The organism is Cellulosimicrobium protaetiae (genome assembly GCF_009708005.2).
Taxonomy (GTDB): domain Bacteria; phylum Actinomycetota; class Actinomycetes; order Actinomycetales; family Cellulomonadaceae; genus Cellulosimicrobium; species Cellulosimicrobium protaetiae.
Genome location: NZ_CP052758.1, coordinates 101,511 through 118,302, shown reverse-complemented (window position 1 = coordinate 118,302; position 16,792 = coordinate 101,511). Strand labels below are relative to the sequence as shown.

The following is a 16,792-nucleotide window of genomic DNA, read 5'->3' as shown; positions in this document are numbered from 1 at the left end:
GACTGCGACGTGGCGGGAGCGAGCGCGGGTCGGTGACCGTGTGGCTCGTCATGGCCGCGTTCATCCTGGTCATCTTCTTCGGTGTCGCGATCGACCTCACCGGGCAGGCCAACGCGCAGCAGCGCGTGCACGACGTCGCCGCGCAGGCGGCCCGGGCCGGGGGACAGCAGCTCAACGCGGCCCAGGCGGTGCGCGGGCTCGGCGTCAAGGCCGACCCGTACGCCGCGGCGCAGGCCGCCCGGACCTACCTCGCCGCGTCCGGCGTCGAGGGCACCGTGTCGGTCGAGGGCGGCACCACCGTGAGGGTGCGTACCAGCGACGTCTACTCCACCAAGATTGTGTCGATCGTCGGGATCGGGAACATGCGCGTCACCGGCGAAGCAGAGGCCCGCGTTGTCCGCGCCGTAGGAGGTACCGAGCAGTGAGCACTCTCCGCCGTCGTCTCGCGGGCCTGGTGGCCCTGCTCGGGATCCTGGCCATCGTCGTCGGGCTCCCCGTCGTGCTGCTCGCCGTCGGGGCGAACCCGTTCGCCGGGCTCGACCCCAGCGTCGACGGCGTCATCGACGCGCTCACCTCCCCGGACGACGGCACGCTCTTCCTCGCCCTGATCAAGCTCGTCGGGTGGGTCTCCTGGGCGGTCCTGACCGTGTCCGTGCTGCTCGAGCTCGGGTCCCAGCTGCGCGGCGTGCGCGCCCCGCGCCTTCCCGGCCTGCGGCTGCCGCAGAACGCCGCCCGGTCCCTGGTCGGCACGGCGATGCTGCTGTTCGTCACCGTGCCCGGGCTCGCGACCACCGCCACCGCGGCGACCGCCGCCGAGCCGGCACCGCCGATCGAGGTCGTGGCCGTCGTCAGCGCACCCGCCGAGGCGACGCCGGCACCCGCCGCCGTCGACGTCGCCCCGCCGGCCGCGACGCCCGCCCCGGCGCCGGCGCTGCCCGCGCCTGCGACCACCGTCGTCGCGCACACCGTCCAGCCTGGCGAGTCGCTGTGGTCGATCGCCGCGGACCTCCTCGGCGACGGGCACCGCTTCAACGAGATCGTCGAGCAGAACGAGGCCGTCCTCGGCGGCCAGGCGTCCCTCATCCGCCCCGGCTGGGTCCTGCAGGTCACCGTCCCGGCCGCGGCGCCCGACACCGCCCAGGACACGACCGCGAGCGAGAGCGTCGTCGTCGAGCGCGGCGACACCCTCTCCGGCATCGCGCAGGCCGAGCTCGGCGACGCCCAGCGCTACCCCGAGATCTACGAGGCCTCCAAGGACATCGAGCAGCCCGGCGGTGTGCACCTGACCGACCCGAACGTCATCGACGTCGGGTGGACACTGCAGCTCCCCACCGAGACGCCCGCTGCGACCCCGACGACGGCGCCCGTCCAGACGCCCGCCCCCGACCCCGTCGAGGAGGCCGCGCCCGCTCAGCCGCCCGCGCCCGAGACCCCCGCCGTCGACGCGGCCCCGGCCCCCGACGTCGCGCCCGCCCCGCATGAGGCACCCGCAGCCGAGTCGGCCCCCGCCGAGGAGGCTGCACCTGCACCTGCGCCGTCGCCCCCGGCCCCCGACACCGCGAGCACCGACGCCGGCGACCACCTCGAGGAGGACTCGGCCTGGACGACGCGAACGACCTTCGGCGTCGGCGCCGTCCTCGCCGCCGGCGTCCTCGCGCTCATCGAGGCCCGCCGCCGCACCCAGCAGCGGCGCCGTCGCCCCGGCCAGGCCCTGCCGATGGCGACCGGAGACGCCGCGGCCACCGAGCAGGAGCTGCGGGCCACCGCCGACGCCCTGTCCGTCGAGCACGTCGACGTCGCGCTGCGCACCCTCGCGGCGACCTGCGCCCGCACCGGCCAGCCGCTGCCCGTGACCCGCGCCGCCCGACTCACCGCTACCCAGTTCGACCTCTACCTCTCCGAGCCCGCCACGCTGCCCGCACCCTGGGTCGGCACGTCCGACGAGCTCGTGTGGACCCTGACCGTCGAGGACTGCGAGAACCTCGCTGTCGACGACGCCGCCCGTGCGACTCCGGCGCCCTACCCGGCGCTCGTCACGCTCGGCCACGACGAGGAGAACGGGCACGTGCTGCTCAACCTCGAGCACCTCGGCTCCCTCGCGATCACCGGCGACGACCCCACGACCCGCGAGATCCTCGGCGCGCTCTCCGTCGAGCTCGCGACGTCGATCTGGGCTGACGACCTCCAGGTCACCCTCGTTGGCGCGTTCCCCGACCTCGAGGACGCGCTGCAGACCGGCCGCATCCGCTACCTGCCCTCCGTCAGCCGCGTCCTGGACGACCTCCTCACCCGCGCCGAGCAGGACCGCAAGGTCCTCGCCGACAGCGGCGTCGCCGACCTGTACAGCGCGCGCGTGACCGGCGACGCGTCCGACGCGTGGGCCCCGGAGATCGTCGTCATCGCCAGCGACCTCACCGACCGCCAGCGCCACCAGCTCACCGAGCTCGTCGACCAGATGCCCCACGTCGCCCTGGCTGCGATCACGAACGGTCACGGCGCGGGGGAGTGGTCGCTCGACCTCGTGCCCGGCGCAACGGACGGTGAGTCCTCCCTCGCGCCGATCGGCCTGCGCGTGTGGGCGCAGCAGCTCCCCACCGCCCAGTACGGGCACCTGCTCGAGGTCGTGGCCATGGCCGACGTCGACGAGCTCGACGACACGCAGATCGCGACGTTCGTGCCCACCGTGACCGAGGTCGAGTCCATCGCACCCGACGACCGCCCCTCCGACCCGGTCTCCGCCATCCCCGAGGCGATCCTCGAGCTGCTCGAAACCCCTGCCGCTGACGCGCCGACGCCGGCCGACGAGGAAGAGGACGAGGACGCTGAGCGCGAGGGACAGGACGACGACGAGCACAGCGAGCACGACGTCGACGAGCGCGTCGACGAGCGCGTCGACGAGCGCGTCGACGAGTTCGAGCCTGCGACGAGCGCGGGCGCAGAGCCGGACGCGGCGGCCCCCGTCGTCGCCGTCGCCGCGAGCGCCGACGCGGCCCCGCAGCCGTCCGGCGCGGCGCCCGAGCCGGAGATCTCCGAGCCCGAGGTGGCCGGCCGGCCGCAGGTCCTCGTCCTCGGGCCGGTCGACATCACCGGCAGCACCGGCCGCGTCGAGCCCAGCAAGCGTGCCCGGCTGCTCGAGTACGCGACGTACCTCGCGCTCAACGCCGGCGTCTCGCACACCGCGATCGACGACGCCATCTGGCCCGACCGCAAGACCGAGGACAACCTGAACACGCGGAACACCGCGACGACGAAGCTGCGTCGCTGGGTCGGGCGGACCCCCGACGGGGAGGACTACCTTCCGCGGCACCAGGCTGGCGGTGGGTACGGGTTCTTGCCTGAGGTCACTACGGACGTCGACGCGTGGGACGAGCTCCTGAACCACGCGCCCGCGAGCGCCTCGACTGATGACCTGGAGGCCGCGCTCAAGCTCGTGCGCGGGATCCCGTTCGAGGGCACCCACCGGAAGCGGTACGCGTGGGCGGAGCCGCTCAAGCAGCGGCTGATCAGCGAGATCGTCGACGCGTCGTCCGAGCTCGCGCGCCGCCGCCTCCTCGAGGGGCGCTGGCGTGCGGCCGAGCAGGCCGTCGTCGTCGGGCTGCGGATCGAGCCGGCGCAGGAGAACCTGTGGCGGCTGCGGATCCTCGCCGCGCACGAGAGCCGCAACCAGGCCGCTGAGGCCGAGGCCATCGACCGGCTCCTGACCATCACCGAGCATCTCGAGTGCGACCTCGAGCCCGAGACCGAACACCTGCTCGCCGCCCTCAAGAACCCCGGCGCCGACTTCGACCGGCTCATGGCCGACGCACTCTAGGAGGAACCCCTGATGTCCCGCACCGCACGCCACGCCGCCACCAGCGTTGGCCTGGTCGCACTGACGGCCCTCCTGCTCATGGGCTGTGACTCCGACCCGACCGACCCCTCGTCGACGTCGTCGCCGCCAGCGCCGACGACGTCGGAGCCGACCCCCACGGAGACTCCGCTGACGCCCGAGGAGGAAGCGACCGCGGCCGCCGAGGACGCGATCACGGCGTACTTCGCGACGTCCGACAAGGCGCTGCAGTCCCCAGGCACGTTCAACGCCGCTGACTTCGAGAAGGTCGCGATCACCTCCGCCCTGACCGACCTGCAGAACCTGCTCGTGTCGGTGCAGATGCAGGACCGTCACCAGATCGGTGAGACCGAGATCGTGAGCATCACCAGCCCGACGGTGGACCTCACCCAGGATCTCGACGCAACGCCGCCGGTCGTCCCTGTCGTCGAGGCGGACGTTTGCTACGACGTCAGCGAGCTCAACATCGTCGACGCCGAGGGCAAGTCCACGACCCCCGCGGACCGTGCGCCGCGGGGGATCGCCCACGTCGGCGTCGCGAACTACGAGTACCCCGAGGGGCCGTGGCTCGTGGCCTACGTCGACTACCAGGAGGGCGAGACGTGCTGAGAAGGATCCTCACCGCCCTCGTCAGCGTCGGGCTGCTGCTCGCGCTCGCTCCTGCCGCGCGCGCCGACGCGCCCATCTGCATCGAGATCGACCCCCGCACAGGCGAATGCAAGCTCTTCGGCGGTGGTGGAAGCGGTGGCGGGGGCGGCGGGGGCGGCGGCGGAAGTGACACCGGTGGGGGCGGCGGCAGTGGCGGCGGTGGTGGCGGCGGTGGTGGCGGGCATTCCAGCCCGGTCATCGTCGTCAACGGCATCGAGTGCCTCTACGCAGGACTCGCCGACCCTCAGCCGCTGAAGACCGACCCGGTCTGGGCCGGCCACGAGGACGGGGCGATCCACGTCTGCGCGACCTGGCCCGGCGGCGGTGGCGGCGGTGGCGCGATCGGTGGTGGCCACACCATCGACATCCTCTTCTGGGCCGCAGGCCCGCCCGCCCCGGCCCCGCCGGACCCGGCCGACCTCGCTCGCCAGGCGATCGAGACCATGGGCCTGAGCGCGATCGACATCGGCGTCGTGCCCGAGGACGCGCCCGGGCGCATCGGTGTCGTCGGCATGCCCACCTGGATGTGGGCCCAGAACCCCGGCGAGAACACCATCGGGCCGATCACTCGCACCGCCTCGTCCGGCGGGTACACCGTCACCGCGACAGCCCGCGTCACCCGCATCGTCTGGGACATGGGCGACGGCACCACCGTCACCTGCAACGGCGCCGGCACCCCGTACGCGGACAAGTACGGCAAGAGCTCCTCGCCCACGTGCGGCCACACCTACACCCGACAGGGGCAGTACCCGGTTACCGCGACCTCCTACTGGAGCGTCGAGTGGGCTGGCATCGGAGAGACCGGAGTCATCAACCTCGACTTCGCGAACACGACGAACATCACGATGGGCGAGGCGCAGGTCCTCACCCGGTAGCTCCAGCTGCAAGCCAACCCAGCGAAGCGCGGGCGCCCCGGAACGTCTAGGAGCCCCGCGCTTCGCCGCGGAGTAGCTCAGATGGGGCGAGAGCGGCCGGACGGCCGGACACGCTCTTCGTCCGGACGGGGCCGGGGACCACCCTGCGCGTACGGGCCGGACTGCCGGCCCGAAGCCCGCGGCCCCTACACCCTGGGACCACCCCTGCGCGTACGGCCCGGACTCCAGGAGCGCCGCCATGGACTGCCGGTAGGGGGGACCACCCCTGCGCGTACGGGCCGGACCTCGGCGTCGAGCGGTTGACCTGGCTGGATTCCGGACCACCCCTGCGCGTACGGGCCGGACTACGAGTACCCCGACGGGCCGTGGCTCGTTGCGGGACCACCCCTGCGCGTACGGGCCGGACACTCGATGACCTGGGACGTTGCGCCGGGTTGGCGTTGTTCCGGATCGGTCAGGCCGCGCGTGTGGGGGGTGAGGAGTCGGTTGCCCGCTCCGCTGACCTCGGCGGGCCGAGGTCTTGCGAGGCCAGGACGACAGACCGCTCACGGTCGACGTCCTTCTGGTCTCGCCGTTTCGTGTCTCCCGCGTCCGCAGGCGACGTGCCCAGGGCCTGGTGGCCGAGGGCTGCGATGTTCAGTGCGGCGTTGAGGTCCCGGTCGATGACCAGGCCGCAGTGTTCGCACCGGTAGGTCCGCTCGTCCAGGCGCAGCTTGGTTCTTACAGCGCCGCAGGTCGAGCAGGTCTTCGAGGTCGGCGCGAACCGCGCTACCTCGAGGAGTCGTGCCCCGTACATCGGGGTCTTGTAGGTGAGCTGGCGTCGGAACTCGCCGAACCCGACGTCGAGGAGGGCCTTGTTCAGGCCGGACTTCGCCGCGCGCCCGTTCGCGAGGAAGGCGCCCGGGTTGTCGGGGTCGGGGCGGGCCGCGGGGGTGCCGGTCATGCCGGCGACGTTGAGGTCCTCGATCGCGACCGCGGCGTAGCTCGCCGCGAGGGTCTTGGTGAGCTCGTGGACGAGCCCGCGGCGTCGGGCGGCGGCGTCGTGCTGGAGGCGTGCAATCGCGCGCTGGGTCGTGACCCAGCCCTTCGACGGGGCGATGCCCTTGCGCGGGCCCTGCTGGCGTGCGGCGCGGCGCTGGAGCCGGGCTAGTCGCCGCGCGGCGGCGCGTCCGTGGCGGGCGTTGGCGATGAGCGTGCCGTCGGACATCGTGGCGAGCGTCTTGACGCCGAGGTCAACACCGACGAGTCCTGCTCGGGTCTGGGCGCGGGTCGGGGCCGCGGCCCGGGGCGCGCCAGCGGGGGAGAGGACGGTGCCGGCGGCCGGAGCGGGGAGGGCGACGACGACGGACATGTACCAGCGTCCACCGGTGCGCGTGAACCGGGCCGACGTCGGGCGGCCGCCGCGCGCGATGAGGCGCCGCAGCCGCTTGGTGTTCTCGTGCACGCGCAGCGAGCCGAGCGAGGGGACCTTGATCCGGTGCGCGCGGTCGATGACGCGCCAGGGGTCCTGGCTGGCGACGACGAGGTTGAACAGCGCGAACGCGTCGGTCGCGCGGCCGCGCTTCTTGAACCGCGGCCAGGCCGCGGGCCGGCCGTCCTTGCGTGGTCGTGCGCGACGCGCGGAGCGGTGCCCGCCGGTGTCGCGGTAGTACCGGTCGAACGCGGCGTCGAGCGACTGGAGGGAGGACGACACGGCGAAGCGGTTCACGCCGTGCCGTTCGGTGGCCCACCAGGCGAAGCGGGAGTCGGGGTCGCGGGTCTCAGCGGTGAACGCGCGGCCGAGCGTGGCGGCGCGCAGGGGGCGGCGCAGCTCGTCGGGCGCGGCCTTGATGGTGGCGGTGCGCCAGATGCGGTCGTCGAGGAACGTGGCGGCCGCGGTCTCGTCGCCGTCGGCCTGCTCGAGCGCGATGGCGCGCACGTGCGCCATGAGCGCGTCCTGCTGGGCGTTGCGGGCGGCCAGGCCCCAGTTCCACACGGCGCGCGCCGTGCCGGCATGCCGGTCGAGGAGCGTGCGCTGGTCGGGGGTGAGGGCGGCGTCGTCGAGGCACACGCGTACAACGCGGTGGGTGAGTGCCCCCTCGGTGCCCATGTCGACGCAGGGTAGCGGGGGCCTCTGACACGAGGTGGTCAGTCGTCGTCGAGGCGCCTGGAGATGTAGTCGGCCATGTGGGGCACGGTGAACGCGAGCTGGCCACGGTCGGGGGAGTAGATGAGTCCCTTGGCGATGAGGCTGCGGCGGTACGGGCCGGGGGAGGTGCCGGGCATGCCGACGCGGGTCATGACTTCGCTGGCGACGGAGCGGCCGTCGTCCTGCGCCATGGCGCGCATGAAGCGGCGCTCGGCGTCGGTCGCGCGTTCCCAGCGGGAGGTGAAGAACCCGAAGTCGAGGGCCTCGGTGCCGGCGGCGTGGGCCTCGAGCGCGTCGGTGTACGTGATGGTGTCGGGGCCGACCGACAGCCGCCAGGCCTGGTCGCCGTAGACCTGGATGAAGTAGGGGTATCCGTCCGTGACGTGGATGAGGAGCTGGGCGGCGCGCTGCTCGTAGGTGACGCCGCGCGCGGCCGCGGGCGCGACGAGCGCCTGGAGCGCTTCGTCGGGGGAGAGGGCGGCGATCGTGCGGTAGTCGAACTGCCGCTCGGCGTACGAGTTCGACTCGGCCAGGACCCCGGGGAGGTTGGGCAGACCGGCGCCGACGACGTAGAACGGGATGTCGCGCTGCGCCGCGCGGTGCTGGGCACTGAGGAGCGCGCCGAGCATCTCGGCGTCCAGGTCCTGCATCTCGTCGACGAAGACGGCGATCCCGATGCCCTGCTCGCTCAGCGCGGGCGCGGCGTCGGTGATGAGCTCCTCGAGGTCGAACCCGAGATCGCCGGTGTCAGCGCGGCCCTCGCGCCGCTCGACACCGAGCTCGACGCCGGCGACGCCGAGCTTGAGCGAGAACGCGCCGATCGTCTCGAGCGCGCTGCGGAGCTTGTCGGTGAGCACGGTCGTGCGCGAGCGCAGCCGCCGCGCGCTGGCGACGAGGTCACGAGCGAGGGTCGCCCGTGACCTCGCCTTCGCGCCGGTGAGACGCGAGCCCTCGATCTCGGAGGTGAGCCAACCCGCGTCGTCCGCGATCGCATGCAGCTCGCGGAGGAGGACGGTCTTGCCGACGCCGCGCAGCCCGCTCAGGACGAGCCCGCGCCCGGTTGTGCCGACCTGCGCGCGGGCGACGAGGACGCGCATCTCGTCGAGCTCGCGGTCGCGGCCGGCGAGCTCGAGCGGGCGGCGCCCGGCGGACGGCGTGTACGGGTTGGTCACCAGGTCCATGGTTCAAGACTGTAGGCACCTGTTGTGAATACGCAACAGATGCCTACAGTCCGGTACACAGCCTGTCAGATCAGCTGCGGTGGCGCTCAGCTCTGCTGCTGGAGCAGCTGGGCGTGGCGCGCCTCGACCTGCTCGCCCGGGTACAAGATCGTGATGAGCGAGTTCACCCACTCGTTCAGCCCCCACTCCTCGGCGGCCTTGCGCTGCTCGGCGGTGATCCCGGCGTCGCGCATGACGGCTTCCGCCGCCGCGCGGGTGTAGCCGGCGTGCAGCTTCGCGTCCTCGATCCCGGTGAGGCCGTCTTCTGCGGACTCGAGCACCCGCGCAAGGGCTTCCAGGATCAGCAGTGCCTGGCTGGTGCTGCTCTCGTCTGCCATCGTGACTCTCCCCTGCTTGTTGGAACGGACGTTCGCACCCTGCCAGGCGCCGCTGACACCCGAGAGGCCAGCCTCCGGGTGTCGTGGGCGGGGTCTGAGAGGCTGGGCTCGATCGCCGCACCCTTGGGGAGGAGCTGACCGGGATGGTCGACTACGACGAGCTATCGGCCTGGGCCGAGTCCGACGCGCGGCAGATCGGGCGCGGGAAGCGGATCCTGCGGGGCGAGGAGGGGCGGGCGTACGTGCGCGAGCTCCTGGAGCAGGCGACGGAGGGCGACCCTGAGGGGCGCGCGCTCCTGCGCAAGGTCCAGGCCGAGTCGGACCCGGAGGATGCCACGTCGTGAGCGTCGGCCAGGTGGTGCAGGGGGTCTGGCTCGGCGTCTGGCTCGTGATGATGCTCGTCGCGCGGATCCAGATCCGGCGCGTGATGGGGCACGTCGAGAAGGTCGACGCTGGTGTCGAGGACCGGGAGCCGGGCGCGACGGCGCTGATCGGGCGCGCGCGCCTGTGGGCGTTCGTCGCGCTGGGGTGGGCGATGCTGCATGCGGTCGTTGGCGTGCTGACGAGATGAGGTAGGTCGGGCGCGCTGGGAGTGGGGGTGACGCAGCGTTGTCGCGGCGTTGCTGCTGGGCTCCGTCCAGCCCTGTCGGTAGGTCGTCTGCAGAGTGCCCGCGCGTGGCGCGTTCACGCCAACGCGTCGAAGGCGGCGCGGAGTCGACTGGTCACGTCCGCCTCGTGGGCGATCGTCCGGGAGGCGGAGAGCCGAAAGCCCGCGGAGTGCGGTGCCACGATCGCCTCGAGCTCGACGCGGGGGATCTCCCGGGCCCAGTCGATGGTGAAGCTGGCGGCGTTGATCCAGACGATGACGGCGATGTCGAAGTCGAGCGTCTTGAACGTGAAGGGTCGGCGGGCTCCGGGTTCGAGGAACCGGGTCTTGACCTGGATGCGCGTTCCGTCGTTCGTGACGGCGTCCCAGCCTGCGTTGATAGGGGCCTCGAGGCGGGCGTCGTACGCGGCAGCGACGACGTGCTCCATGAGCTCGCCGGCGAGCGAGGTGCCGGTGCGGACGTAGCCACGACGCCGGAGCTCGGTGGAGATCGCGATCGACGTGGCGAGGAGTTCGCGCAGAGGCAGGGCGCTGGTGTCGAGCATGACGACGACGGTAGCGGCGGGGTGGGTCAGTTGCGGTTGAGGCCGAACTCTCGGGTCATGAGGGCGCGCTTGAAGTGCTCCTCGGCGGTGTCGACATCTACGCGAGGCGTGTCGGGGCCGAAGACTCGCAGGATGCTGAACCGGAAGTCGCGGACGTGGTCGGGGTCGAGGCCGGCGAGCGCGGTGAGGGCGACGTTGCCGCCGTGGCCGGTACGGGCGTACGTGTTCCAGCGCCCGAGCAGTCGTTCGCCGCCGTCGGCCTTGCCGACGTAGTGCTGGCCGGTGCGGGAGTCGGTGATGAGGTAGATGGCCTGGACGGAGGCGAGCGCCGCCTGCCAGGAGCGGTAGCGCGAGCTCTCGACGACGTCGAGGAGGGTGGCGTAGTCGATCACGAGCCTGTCGAAGCCAGGGAAGGTCACCTCGGCGGGATCCGCGATCTCGAGGACGGTGAACTGCGCCGCAGCGCGGCCCTGCTTGACCCAGTTCACGGCGTCCTTGGACCACTGGACCACGAGGCGCCCACGGAGGGTAGTGAGCAGGTCGGAAGGTTCGAGGTCGAAGCTGCGGTGGGTCGCAGTCCGCTCAGCGGTCACTTCGCCGCGGTTGTCGTAGGCAGTCAGGAAGCGTGAGCGCAAGCCGCCGTCGGTCACGAAGATGAGCCAGTGCTTGGGCGGGGCGGCGGGGAACTTCCGGAATCCCTGGCGTCGCGTGTAGGCGTGGACCTTCTGCGTGGTGAGGTCGTGGGGGCCGGTGAGCCCGTCGGGGTTGTAGGTGTGCCGGATGACGATGGTGGTGTCGAGCTCGACGCCTGCGGCGAGCAGGAGGTGCCCGAGGTCGATGTCGCCGCCCCGGCGGACGGGTGGTGACTTCATGGGCACTCATCCTGCACGAAGGCGCCCCGCGACCGCGCCGAAGCGCGACGAGTAGCTCGGTGGGCGCGGCTCCCGGTGCCGGGAGGGCCTACGCTCCGCTCCGAGTCCTACCTTGAACACCCGCGACGTGTCGCGCCGGCATCTGGACGTCGGCGCGAGAGTGTTGCCGCCATGACGACGAGCGCGGCCGAGGACGCCACCGCGACCACGGGCGAGCAGTGGGAGCAGATGTGGCTTCCTTTGTTCCCCTACTCGACCAACGACCTCGCCGCCGGCATCTACCGTCGTCCGCGCCCGATCGCGCTCGGTCACCGCTACATCGAGACCAACCCCGCCGGCATGTCGAACCTCCTGGTCGTCGACGTCGACCACCCAGACGCCGCGCTGCGCGCGCTGTCGTCGGTCGGCTCGCACCCGCTGCCCAACGCGATCGTCTCGAACCCTCGCAACGGCCACGCGCACGCGATCTGGACGTTGGCTGAGGCAGTCACCCGCACCGAGTACGCGCGGCGCAAGCCGCTCGCCTACGCGGCCGCCGTGACCGAGGGCCTGCGCCGCGCGCTCGACGGTGACAAGGCTTACTCGGGCCTCATGACGAAGAACCCCCTGCACGACTCGTGGGAAGCCGAGTGGCTGCACACGAACACGTGGGACCTGGCGCAGCTCGAAGAAGAGTTAGGCGACCACATGCCGCCGCCACGGTGGCGTGAGGGCACGAAGCGCCGCGGTGAGGTCGTCGGCCTCGGCCGTAACTGCTCCCTGTTCGAGTCCGCCCGGCACTGGGCCTACCGCGCTCTGCGCCACCACTTCGGGGACCCCGAGGGCCTTGCCTCCGCGATCCACGCGGAGGTCAACGCGCGTAACGTCGAGTTCTCCGAGCCGCTGCCGGCCTCAGAAGCGCGCGCGATCGCCGCGAGCATCCACCGTTGGATCACCATGTGGGCGGACGGTGAGGCGGTCTACGGAGCCACGTTCGTCGCGATCCAATCCGCCCGCGGGCGGAAAGGTGGGCGGAAGTCCGCTGAGACCCGTCAAGCGCGCGTAGCGGCCCGTGCAGCTGCGATCCTGGGGGAGTCATGACTACCCCAGTCCGCCCCAAACGACGGGGCACAGCCTCTGAGCTCGCGCGCAAGTTCGGTGTCTCCGAGCGCACGATCCGCTACACCGTCGCGGAGGATCGGCGCGTCTACGAAGCCCGCGCCGACGAGCGGCGGGCACAGATCATCGAGCTACACCGTCGGGGCCTCGGTGTGCGCGCGATCGCGCGTCAGCTCAGCGTGAGCCCTGGCCTCGTCTCCACCCGGCTGAAAGAAGCCCGGGATGCCGGCGTCGACCTCTCCCGCCTCGACGACCCCGCCGCGTAGCGGCCTCGTCCGCACGGACTACCGTTCGTACATGACCAGGCGCAAATCATCATGGCAGGTCCTGGGGTTTGGCGTGGAGTTCGAAGAGGGCCCTGTTGAGGACGTCGATCAGTTCCGAACGAAGCTCACAGAGACGGCACGCTCTGAGCGCCGGTACAGAGCTTTCCGGGAGTGGACGGCGACGTTCCTGACGTCCACCCTGGCCCTCGGAGCTGGCGTGCTGACTGCTCTCGGCCTGGGGGACTCTGTCGACTTCACGGACCAAAAGTCGGCCTTGGTGATGGTGACGGGCTTCGTGGTTGCGGTCGCGCTTCTCATGCTCGTGGTGACGGTCATCCGGTTCAGCAAACGGTCTCGGGCGCGACGAAAGCGGCGTGAGCGGGCCTCTCGTGCAGCGCTCGATGCATGGACTCGGCACTCAAACATGCGCCGGAGAAGGGCGGCCCTGGATGGTTAAGCCGTTCACTTGGTCGGCAGGGGCGGAAGCGGCGGCTGCGAAAGCACTCGACGAGGAAGCTCAGGAGCTCTTCGCCACCGCAGAGCGAGTAGCTGACCGTTCCGCTGCCGACACGGTGGGGCCTCGCCATGTTGAACATGCCGCCCAGCAACTGAGAATCGGACGAGGCGTCCCACGGATGGCGGGGTTCTTAACTGAAGCAGGGTGGGGCTTCCTTGGCGTCAGTGGTGGAGGTCTCCTGACGTTCTGGCTTACCGCGCTTCCCCCGAACGGCTGGACGTGGGTCTGTGCCGCCGTCGCAGCGGTGAGCCTGGTCTCTCTCGGTGTTGGCTACACGATGAAGGCGTCCTCTCACTAGCCCAGGAGGTCGAAGTACTGCTGGCGCGCCTTCATCGCGTGGATCAGCAGCTCGTCGCCTGAGTCGAAGATGAGCACGACGAGCTCGAGGAGTCGGCCGGTGTCGTCGAACCCGAGCAAGAGCCAGCGGCGAGGGTCGTCCTCGTCGTCGAGCGGCGCACGGTAGGCAGGCTGCTGCGCAGCAAGGAGGACCCCGGTCTCGCTCAATCTGTCCCGCTTGAAGTGCTTACGTGCCGAGGCGTGGAGCTTCACGCGACGTGCGTCCACGCGCGGACCGCGGCCCGGATCGCCTCTGTGCGGTTTGGCAGCCCTTCGGCCTCTGCCCGCTCGGTGAGCGCGGCTAGTGTCGGGGCGTCCAGGCGCACGGTCACGACAACCCCGGGCCCGTCTCCGGCGGCTGGGCGTCCGCGTCGACGCAACGACTTGACGTCATAGCCGGCCTCGGCCTCGTCGGCCCAAGCCTGGATCTGGCCGTCGTCGACGTCCTTCCCGCGCACCTTCCGCTCACCGCTCATGGCAATAGCGTATACGTAAATCGGGTGTTGGTCCTACTTTGCCGGGGGTGGGGGCGGAGGCGTCGGCACCGCGGGCAGTCCGTCGCGCCAGGTGTAGTGCGGCACGGTGTCGATGCGCGGTACCCGCCACTCGGCGCCGTTCGCGTAGCGCCAGGCGCGTGGTTGCTTCAGCGGACCCATCGTGGGCTCCTCCGATCCAGGCCTCCACCCCCACACCCAGTCGATGAGCATCGGAACGGGGTGCCAGCGCCCGGGTGACTTCTCCACAGCGCGCATGGCCCGGGTCGTCAACCGCTCGTCCCATCGCTCCCACCACGACTGTCGTTCGAACCACGCGTCACGCCGTCGAGGCGGACGGTGAGGGCTGGGCGCAGGCCGGCGATCTACTCGTGTGATGACCCAGCGTCGAGCGTTGACGTCCTCGATCGTCGCGACTGGGCCAAGGTCGCTGAAAGGGAACGACCGGTCGTAGAAGCTGATCGGGTCCGGCGCCGGGCATCGCAGTTCCTCACCGGGCCGGATCGAACCATGCAGCGGGAGAGGGAGCACCGCCCACGTCTCGGGCCGATGGCGATCAGTCACCCACCAGCTGCCGTAGGCGAGTCCGAAGTTGAGGAGCTGCACGGTCGTGTTTCCGTCGTTACGCACGACAACCTCGGGGTGGTTCTCGGCGTTGATCTCGCCGAGAACCCACGTCTCGTACACCGTCACTGACCCCGCGTGCTGCCACCGATCCAGACGCGACGTGCGACGCCAGTTCACGACTCCCACCCACAGCGCCGCCGCGGAGATCCCGATGGGAACCCAGCGCAGGAACTCGTCCATCACGAGCTCTCACCCCCGATGCGCATATGCCGCCGGATCGTGGCCGGGGAAACCCCGAGCGCGCGCGCAACGGCAGGCACGGGCTGCCCGCCAGCGAGCGACGCGCGCGCGGCCGCAAGCCGTTCGGGAGTCATCACGCTGGGCCGGCCACCGACACGGCCGCGGGCCCGCGCAGCGGCGAGTCCGTCCAGGGTTCGTTCGCGGGCGAGGTCTGCTTCCATCTGCGCCACGGCGGCGAGCACGTGCACCATGAGCCGGCCCGCCGCGCTCGAGGTGTCGATCGTTTCCGTCAGCGACCGAAGGGTGACGCCGCGCTCGTCGAGCTCGCGCACGAGCCGGGCAACATGTGCGGCGGACCGCCCGAGCCGATCGAGCTTAGTCACCACGAGCATGTCACCTTCACGCAGCCCGGCCAGCAGCCGGGTGAGCTCGGGCCGGTCCTCCCGGGTGCCGGAGGCCTTCTCCGCGACGACGTCGCGGACATCCACCTCCCCGGCACCGGTGAGCGCGTCGATCTGGGCAGTGAGGTTCTGTGAAGTGGTCGAGACCCGGGCGTAGCCGTAGGTGTGCGCCATGGCCTTGACCGTAGCGAAAACCCCCGTCGAGAGTTGTGAGTGCGACGGGGTTTTGACCACGGGTTTTGACACGGCGTTTCGCTGCGTCCGGACCGTAGCGGGGGCCGTGGTCACAAACGGTCGGTTCTGCGATGCGATCCGACAGTATCGACGCGGGGCTCAGCGTCCTTTACCGGACACCGCGCAGTTCTACACTCTCGGCTCATGGCCGACACCTCTCGCGAGAGCACGCCCGAGTTCAGCCGTGATCCCGCCTCGCTGGGCGCGCGGTACATCGTCGCAACGCTTCGCAACGCCCACGAACTCGCGAGTGACGCCATGATCCTGTTCGAGGCTGGGCGCTACGCCCGGGCCTTCGCTCTGGGCACTTTCGCGATCGAGGAGGCAGGCAAGGCGCGCTTGACCGATGACCGTCTGCGTTACGACAGTACGAAGCCGTTTAAGAAGGATCGCCACGAGGTAAAGATCGCTGCCGCCCGTCAGATGCTGGCGTTCGCCGAAGGTGTCCGCAGCGGAGTCGTGAACATTGAGGACTGGTTCTCCGAGATGCACGACTACGACGCCGAGGACGACTTCTTCAGCCGGATGGCAGGTCTGTACGTTGACGTGGACGACGAGGCCGGGGTCGTCGGTGGTGGCGCTGGCATCACCGCAGAGCAGGCTGAGGAGGCCGTCACACTCGCTGGCCTCGCGGCACATACGGCCATGTCGCTCATGTGGGAGGCGAACGGCGGCGGGGACGCCTGACAGAGCCGCTAAGCACGCCCGAGAATCGGTCGGTGCTGCATCGCTGTTCGCCGACGGGACGAGCATGCGCGCATTTCCACCGTCGGTCGCACGGGAGTAAGGAGACACGGCCTAACCGCCTCCGGACCTGGCCCTACTCTCGTGCTGCCTCCGATACAGGCCCGGACCCACGGGACACTCCACGCCTGGGGGCAGCATCCACCAACGGGCGTCACAGTTTGGCGGCCCCAGGAGAGGTCTCCCTGGGAGCGACCGGCCCAGGTGCAGCCCGCCCGGGAGCAGCCGGCCGGTCACGAATGATCGTGTCAGCGTCGATTTCGGTGCGCATCGCGTCGACTAGGGGGGCCTCGTGGTCATCCCATCGTTCAAGTCCTAGACCGCGCTCCACGATGGTCTCCGCGACCGCGTGTCGCAGCCACGCGTTGTAGATCGCTAGGGGTTCCTGCACCTGGGGGCCGGCGGCCAGCATCGCATGACGGTGCGCGGCGTCGTACTCGTGCGTTGTGGTGCCCACCTCCCTGGAATACGCGGCGACTCGCACGGCGTCGTCCGGGTATTTCTTCCCGCGACTGTCCACCCAGCTCGCGCTCTCGTCGCCCAGCTTCTGAGCCTTGACCAGGTAGTCCGCGTAGACCCGCCGTCGTAGATCCGCGCGCGCTTCTCGTCGTGCCTCTTCACGCGCGACGCTCTGTGAGCGCTGGGTTATGAACGTGGTCAGGAGCCCGAGAGCACCCGTGATGACAACACCGACAACTACGCCGATAAGACCCTGCCACTGGCTCAACGCCTCCATGGGCGCACGCTACCGGCGCGCTCGTACTGCCGCGCTACTGCGGGCTCGTGCACGGGCTTCTCAGTGGCAACCGGAGCGCAGCGGAGGGCGGCAGCCC

Annotated in this window: 20 protein-coding genes and 1 CRISPR repeat array; of the genes, 10 read left to right on the top strand and 10 right to left on the bottom strand. The window is 70.9% G+C overall.

The genetic code is table 11. The features are described from left to right. Positions 1–32 precede the first annotated feature (32 nt). The 4 genes from FIC82_RS20505 to FIC82_RS21275 are packed head-to-tail and all read left to right on the top strand — an operon-like array spanning position 33 to position 5,352. Entirely contained in the window at positions 33–425 is a 393-nt protein-coding gene (locus FIC82_RS20505) for a pilus assembly protein TadG-related protein (protein WP_253691969.1), read from the top strand. Further along, a complete protein-coding gene (locus tag FIC82_RS20500) occupies positions 422–3,811 on the top strand; it encodes a LysM peptidoglycan-binding domain-containing protein (RefSeq protein ID WP_168732371.1) in 3,390 nt (1,129 codons plus the stop codon). Before FIC82_RS20505 ends, FIC82_RS20500 begins: the two co-directional genes overlap by 4 nt. A 12-nt stretch (positions 3,812–3,823) precedes the next feature. Further along, positions 3,824–4,438 (top strand): hypothetical protein, encoded by a 615-nt coding sequence (locus tag FIC82_RS20495; RefSeq protein ID WP_154800707.1) that lies wholly within the window; start codon positions 3,824–3,826, stop codon positions 4,436–4,438. Continuing rightward, positions 4,432–5,352 carry a PKD domain-containing protein gene (locus tag FIC82_RS21275; protein WP_154800706.1) on the top strand — a complete coding sequence of 307 codons (921 nt, stop codon included), beginning with the start codon at positions 4,432–4,434 and terminating at the stop codon, positions 5,350–5,352. Before FIC82_RS20495 ends, FIC82_RS21275 begins: the two co-directional genes overlap by 7 nt. A 134-nt stretch (positions 5,353–5,486) precedes the next feature. Further along, positions 5,487–5,758: direct repeats of the CRISPR family, unit length 28 nt; unit sequence GGACCACCCCTGCGCGTACGGGCCGGAC. Positions 5,759–5,806: 48 nt separating this feature from the next. Here the strand turns inward: FIC82_RS21275 and FIC82_RS20485 are convergent. From FIC82_RS20485 to FIC82_RS20475, 3 genes are all read right to left on the bottom strand, one after another. After that, positions 5,807–7,441 (bottom strand): RNA-guided endonuclease InsQ/TnpB family protein, encoded by a 1,635-nt coding sequence (locus FIC82_RS20485; RefSeq protein ID WP_154800705.1) that lies wholly within the window; start codon positions 7,439–7,441, stop codon positions 5,807–5,809. A 38-nt stretch (positions 7,442–7,479) separates the two neighbouring features. Beyond that, complete coding sequence (locus tag FIC82_RS20480) at positions 7,480–8,661, bottom strand: ATP-binding protein (protein ID WP_154800704.1); 1,182 nt, start codon at positions 8,659–8,661, stop codon at positions 7,480–7,482. Between the two features lie 86 nt (positions 8,662–8,747). Further along, positions 8,748–9,038, bottom strand: a complete 291-nt coding sequence (locus tag FIC82_RS20475; RefSeq protein WP_154800703.1) for a hypothetical protein — start codon at positions 9,036–9,038, stop codon at positions 8,748–8,750. A 143-nt stretch (positions 9,039–9,181) separates the two neighbouring features. Between FIC82_RS20475 and FIC82_RS20470 the strand changes: the two genes are divergently transcribed. Together FIC82_RS20470 and FIC82_RS20465 are read left to right on the top strand one after the other, a co-directional pair. Then, on the top strand, positions 9,182–9,382 hold the full coding sequence (locus FIC82_RS20470) for a hypothetical protein (protein ID WP_154800702.1): 201 nt from the start codon (positions 9,182–9,184) through the stop codon (positions 9,380–9,382). Further along, complete coding sequence (locus tag FIC82_RS20465) at positions 9,379–9,609, top strand: hypothetical protein (RefSeq protein ID WP_154800701.1); 231 nt, start codon at positions 9,379–9,381, stop codon at positions 9,607–9,609. The genes FIC82_RS20470 and FIC82_RS20465 overlap by 4 nt, the downstream gene beginning before the upstream one ends. 113 nt (positions 9,610–9,722) lie before the next feature. Here FIC82_RS20465 and FIC82_RS20460 read toward each other — a convergent pair whose 3' ends face one another. Together FIC82_RS20460 and FIC82_RS20455 are read right to left on the bottom strand one after the other, a co-directional pair. Next, entirely contained in the window at positions 9,723–10,190 is a 468-nt protein-coding gene (locus tag FIC82_RS20460; RefSeq protein ID WP_154800700.1) for a DUF6998 domain-containing protein, read from the bottom strand. A 26-nt stretch (positions 10,191–10,216) separates the two neighbouring features. Further along, the gene (locus FIC82_RS20455) at positions 10,217–11,062 is read right to left on the bottom strand and encodes a GIY-YIG nuclease family protein (RefSeq protein ID WP_154800699.1); all 846 of its coding nucleotides are present in this window, start codon (positions 11,060–11,062) and stop codon (positions 10,217–10,219) included. 171 nt (positions 11,063–11,233) lie between these two features. On the opposite strand from FIC82_RS20455, the gene FIC82_RS20450 reads away from it, so the two are divergent. From FIC82_RS20450 to FIC82_RS20440, 3 genes are read left to right on the top strand one after another with little or no spacing between them, the layout of a single operon-like run. Further along, on the top strand, positions 11,234–12,142 hold the full coding sequence (locus tag FIC82_RS20450) for a replication initiation protein (protein WP_154800698.1): 909 nt from the start codon (positions 11,234–11,236) through the stop codon (positions 12,140–12,142). Next, a complete protein-coding gene (locus tag FIC82_RS20445; protein WP_154800697.1) occupies positions 12,139–12,426 on the top strand; it encodes a helix-turn-helix domain-containing protein in 288 nt (95 codons plus the stop codon). Before FIC82_RS20450 ends, FIC82_RS20445 begins: the two co-directional genes overlap by 4 nt. A 31-nt stretch (positions 12,427–12,457) precedes the next feature. Next, the gene (locus FIC82_RS20440) at positions 12,458–12,883 is read left to right on the top strand and encodes a hypothetical protein (protein ID WP_154800696.1); all 426 of its coding nucleotides are present in this window, start codon (positions 12,458–12,460) and stop codon (positions 12,881–12,883) included. A 354-nt stretch (positions 12,884–13,237) separates the two neighbouring features. Here the strand turns inward: FIC82_RS20440 and FIC82_RS20435 are convergent, their stop codons facing one another. The 4 genes from FIC82_RS20435 to FIC82_RS20420 are packed head-to-tail and all read right to left on the bottom strand — an operon-like array spanning position 13,238 to position 15,155. Next, positions 13,238–13,492 (bottom strand): toxin, encoded by a 255-nt coding sequence (locus tag FIC82_RS20435; protein ID WP_171445746.1) that lies wholly within the window; start codon positions 13,490–13,492, stop codon positions 13,238–13,240. Continuing rightward, positions 13,489–13,755 (bottom strand): ribbon-helix-helix domain-containing protein, encoded by a 267-nt coding sequence (locus FIC82_RS20430; protein WP_154800695.1) that lies wholly within the window; start codon positions 13,753–13,755, stop codon positions 13,489–13,491. The genes FIC82_RS20435 and FIC82_RS20430 overlap by 4 nt, the downstream gene beginning before the upstream one ends. Positions 13,756–13,788: 33 nt before the next feature. Beyond that, complete coding sequence (locus tag FIC82_RS20425) at positions 13,789–14,580, bottom strand: hypothetical protein (RefSeq protein ID WP_154800694.1); 792 nt, start codon at positions 14,578–14,580, stop codon at positions 13,789–13,791. Then, complete coding sequence (locus FIC82_RS20420; RefSeq protein WP_154800693.1) at positions 14,580–15,155, bottom strand: recombinase family protein; 576 nt, start codon at positions 15,153–15,155, stop codon at positions 14,580–14,582. Before FIC82_RS20420 ends, FIC82_RS20425 begins: the two co-directional genes overlap by 1 nt. A 204-nt stretch (positions 15,156–15,359) precedes the next feature. Here FIC82_RS20420 and FIC82_RS20415 point away from each other — a divergent pair, with 204 nt between their 5' ends. After that, positions 15,360–15,902 (top strand): AbiV family abortive infection protein, encoded by a 543-nt coding sequence (locus FIC82_RS20415; protein ID WP_154800692.1) that lies wholly within the window; start codon positions 15,360–15,362, stop codon positions 15,900–15,902. A 211-nt stretch (positions 15,903–16,113) separates the two neighbouring features. On the opposite strand, the gene FIC82_RS20410 is transcribed toward FIC82_RS20415, so the two are convergent. Then, positions 16,114–16,695, bottom strand: a complete 582-nt coding sequence (locus FIC82_RS20410) for a hypothetical protein (protein ID WP_154800691.1) — start codon at positions 16,693–16,695, stop codon at positions 16,114–16,116. Positions 16,696–16,792 lie beyond the last annotated feature (97 nt).

Bases quoted from the DNA above. Each gene is read 5' to 3' on its own strand.
- FIC82_RS20495 (WP_154800707.1), top strand. From the start codon at position 3,824: ATGTCCCGCACCGCACGCCACGCCGCCACCAGCGTTGGCCTGGTCGCA.
- FIC82_RS20485 (WP_154800705.1), bottom strand. From the start codon at position 7,441: ATGGGCACCGAGGGGGCACTCACCCACCGCGTTGTACGCGTGTGCCTC.
- FIC82_RS20480 (WP_154800704.1), bottom strand. From the start codon at position 8,661: ATGGACCTGGTGACCAACCCGTACACGCCGTCCGCCGGGCGCCGCCCG.
- FIC82_RS20475 (WP_154800703.1), bottom strand. From the start codon at position 9,038: ATGGCAGACGAGAGCAGCACCAGCCAGGCACTGCTGATCCTGGAAGCC.
- FIC82_RS20470 (WP_154800702.1), top strand. From the start codon at position 9,182: ATGGTCGACTACGACGAGCTATCGGCCTGGGCCGAGTCCGACGCGCGG.
- FIC82_RS20460 (WP_154800700.1), bottom strand. From the start codon at position 10,190: ATGCTCGACACCAGCGCCCTGCCTCTGCGCGAACTCCTCGCCACGTCG.
- FIC82_RS20455 (WP_154800699.1), bottom strand. From the start codon at position 11,062: ATGAAGTCACCACCCGTCCGCCGGGGCGGCGACATCGACCTCGGGCAC.
- FIC82_RS20450 (WP_154800698.1), top strand. From the start codon at position 11,234: ATGACGACGAGCGCGGCCGAGGACGCCACCGCGACCACGGGCGAGCAG.
- FIC82_RS20445 (WP_154800697.1), top strand. From the start codon at position 12,139: ATGACTACCCCAGTCCGCCCCAAACGACGGGGCACAGCCTCTGAGCTC.
- FIC82_RS20440 (WP_154800696.1), top strand. From the start codon at position 12,458: ATGACCAGGCGCAAATCATCATGGCAGGTCCTGGGGTTTGGCGTGGAG.
- FIC82_RS20430 (WP_154800695.1), bottom strand. From the start codon at position 13,755: ATGAGCGGTGAGCGGAAGGTGCGCGGGAAGGACGTCGACGACGGCCAG.
- FIC82_RS20425 (WP_154800694.1), bottom strand. From the start codon at position 14,580: ATGGACGAGTTCCTGCGCTGGGTTCCCATCGGGATCTCCGCGGCGGCG.
- FIC82_RS20420 (WP_154800693.1), bottom strand. From the start codon at position 15,155: ATGGCGCACACCTACGGCTACGCCCGGGTCTCGACCACTTCACAGAAC.
- FIC82_RS20415 (WP_154800692.1), top strand. From the start codon at position 15,360: ATGGCCGACACCTCTCGCGAGAGCACGCCCGAGTTCAGCCGTGATCCC.
- FIC82_RS20410 (WP_154800691.1), bottom strand. From the start codon at position 16,695: ATGGAGGCGTTGAGCCAGTGGCAGGGTCTTATCGGCGTAGTTGTCGGT.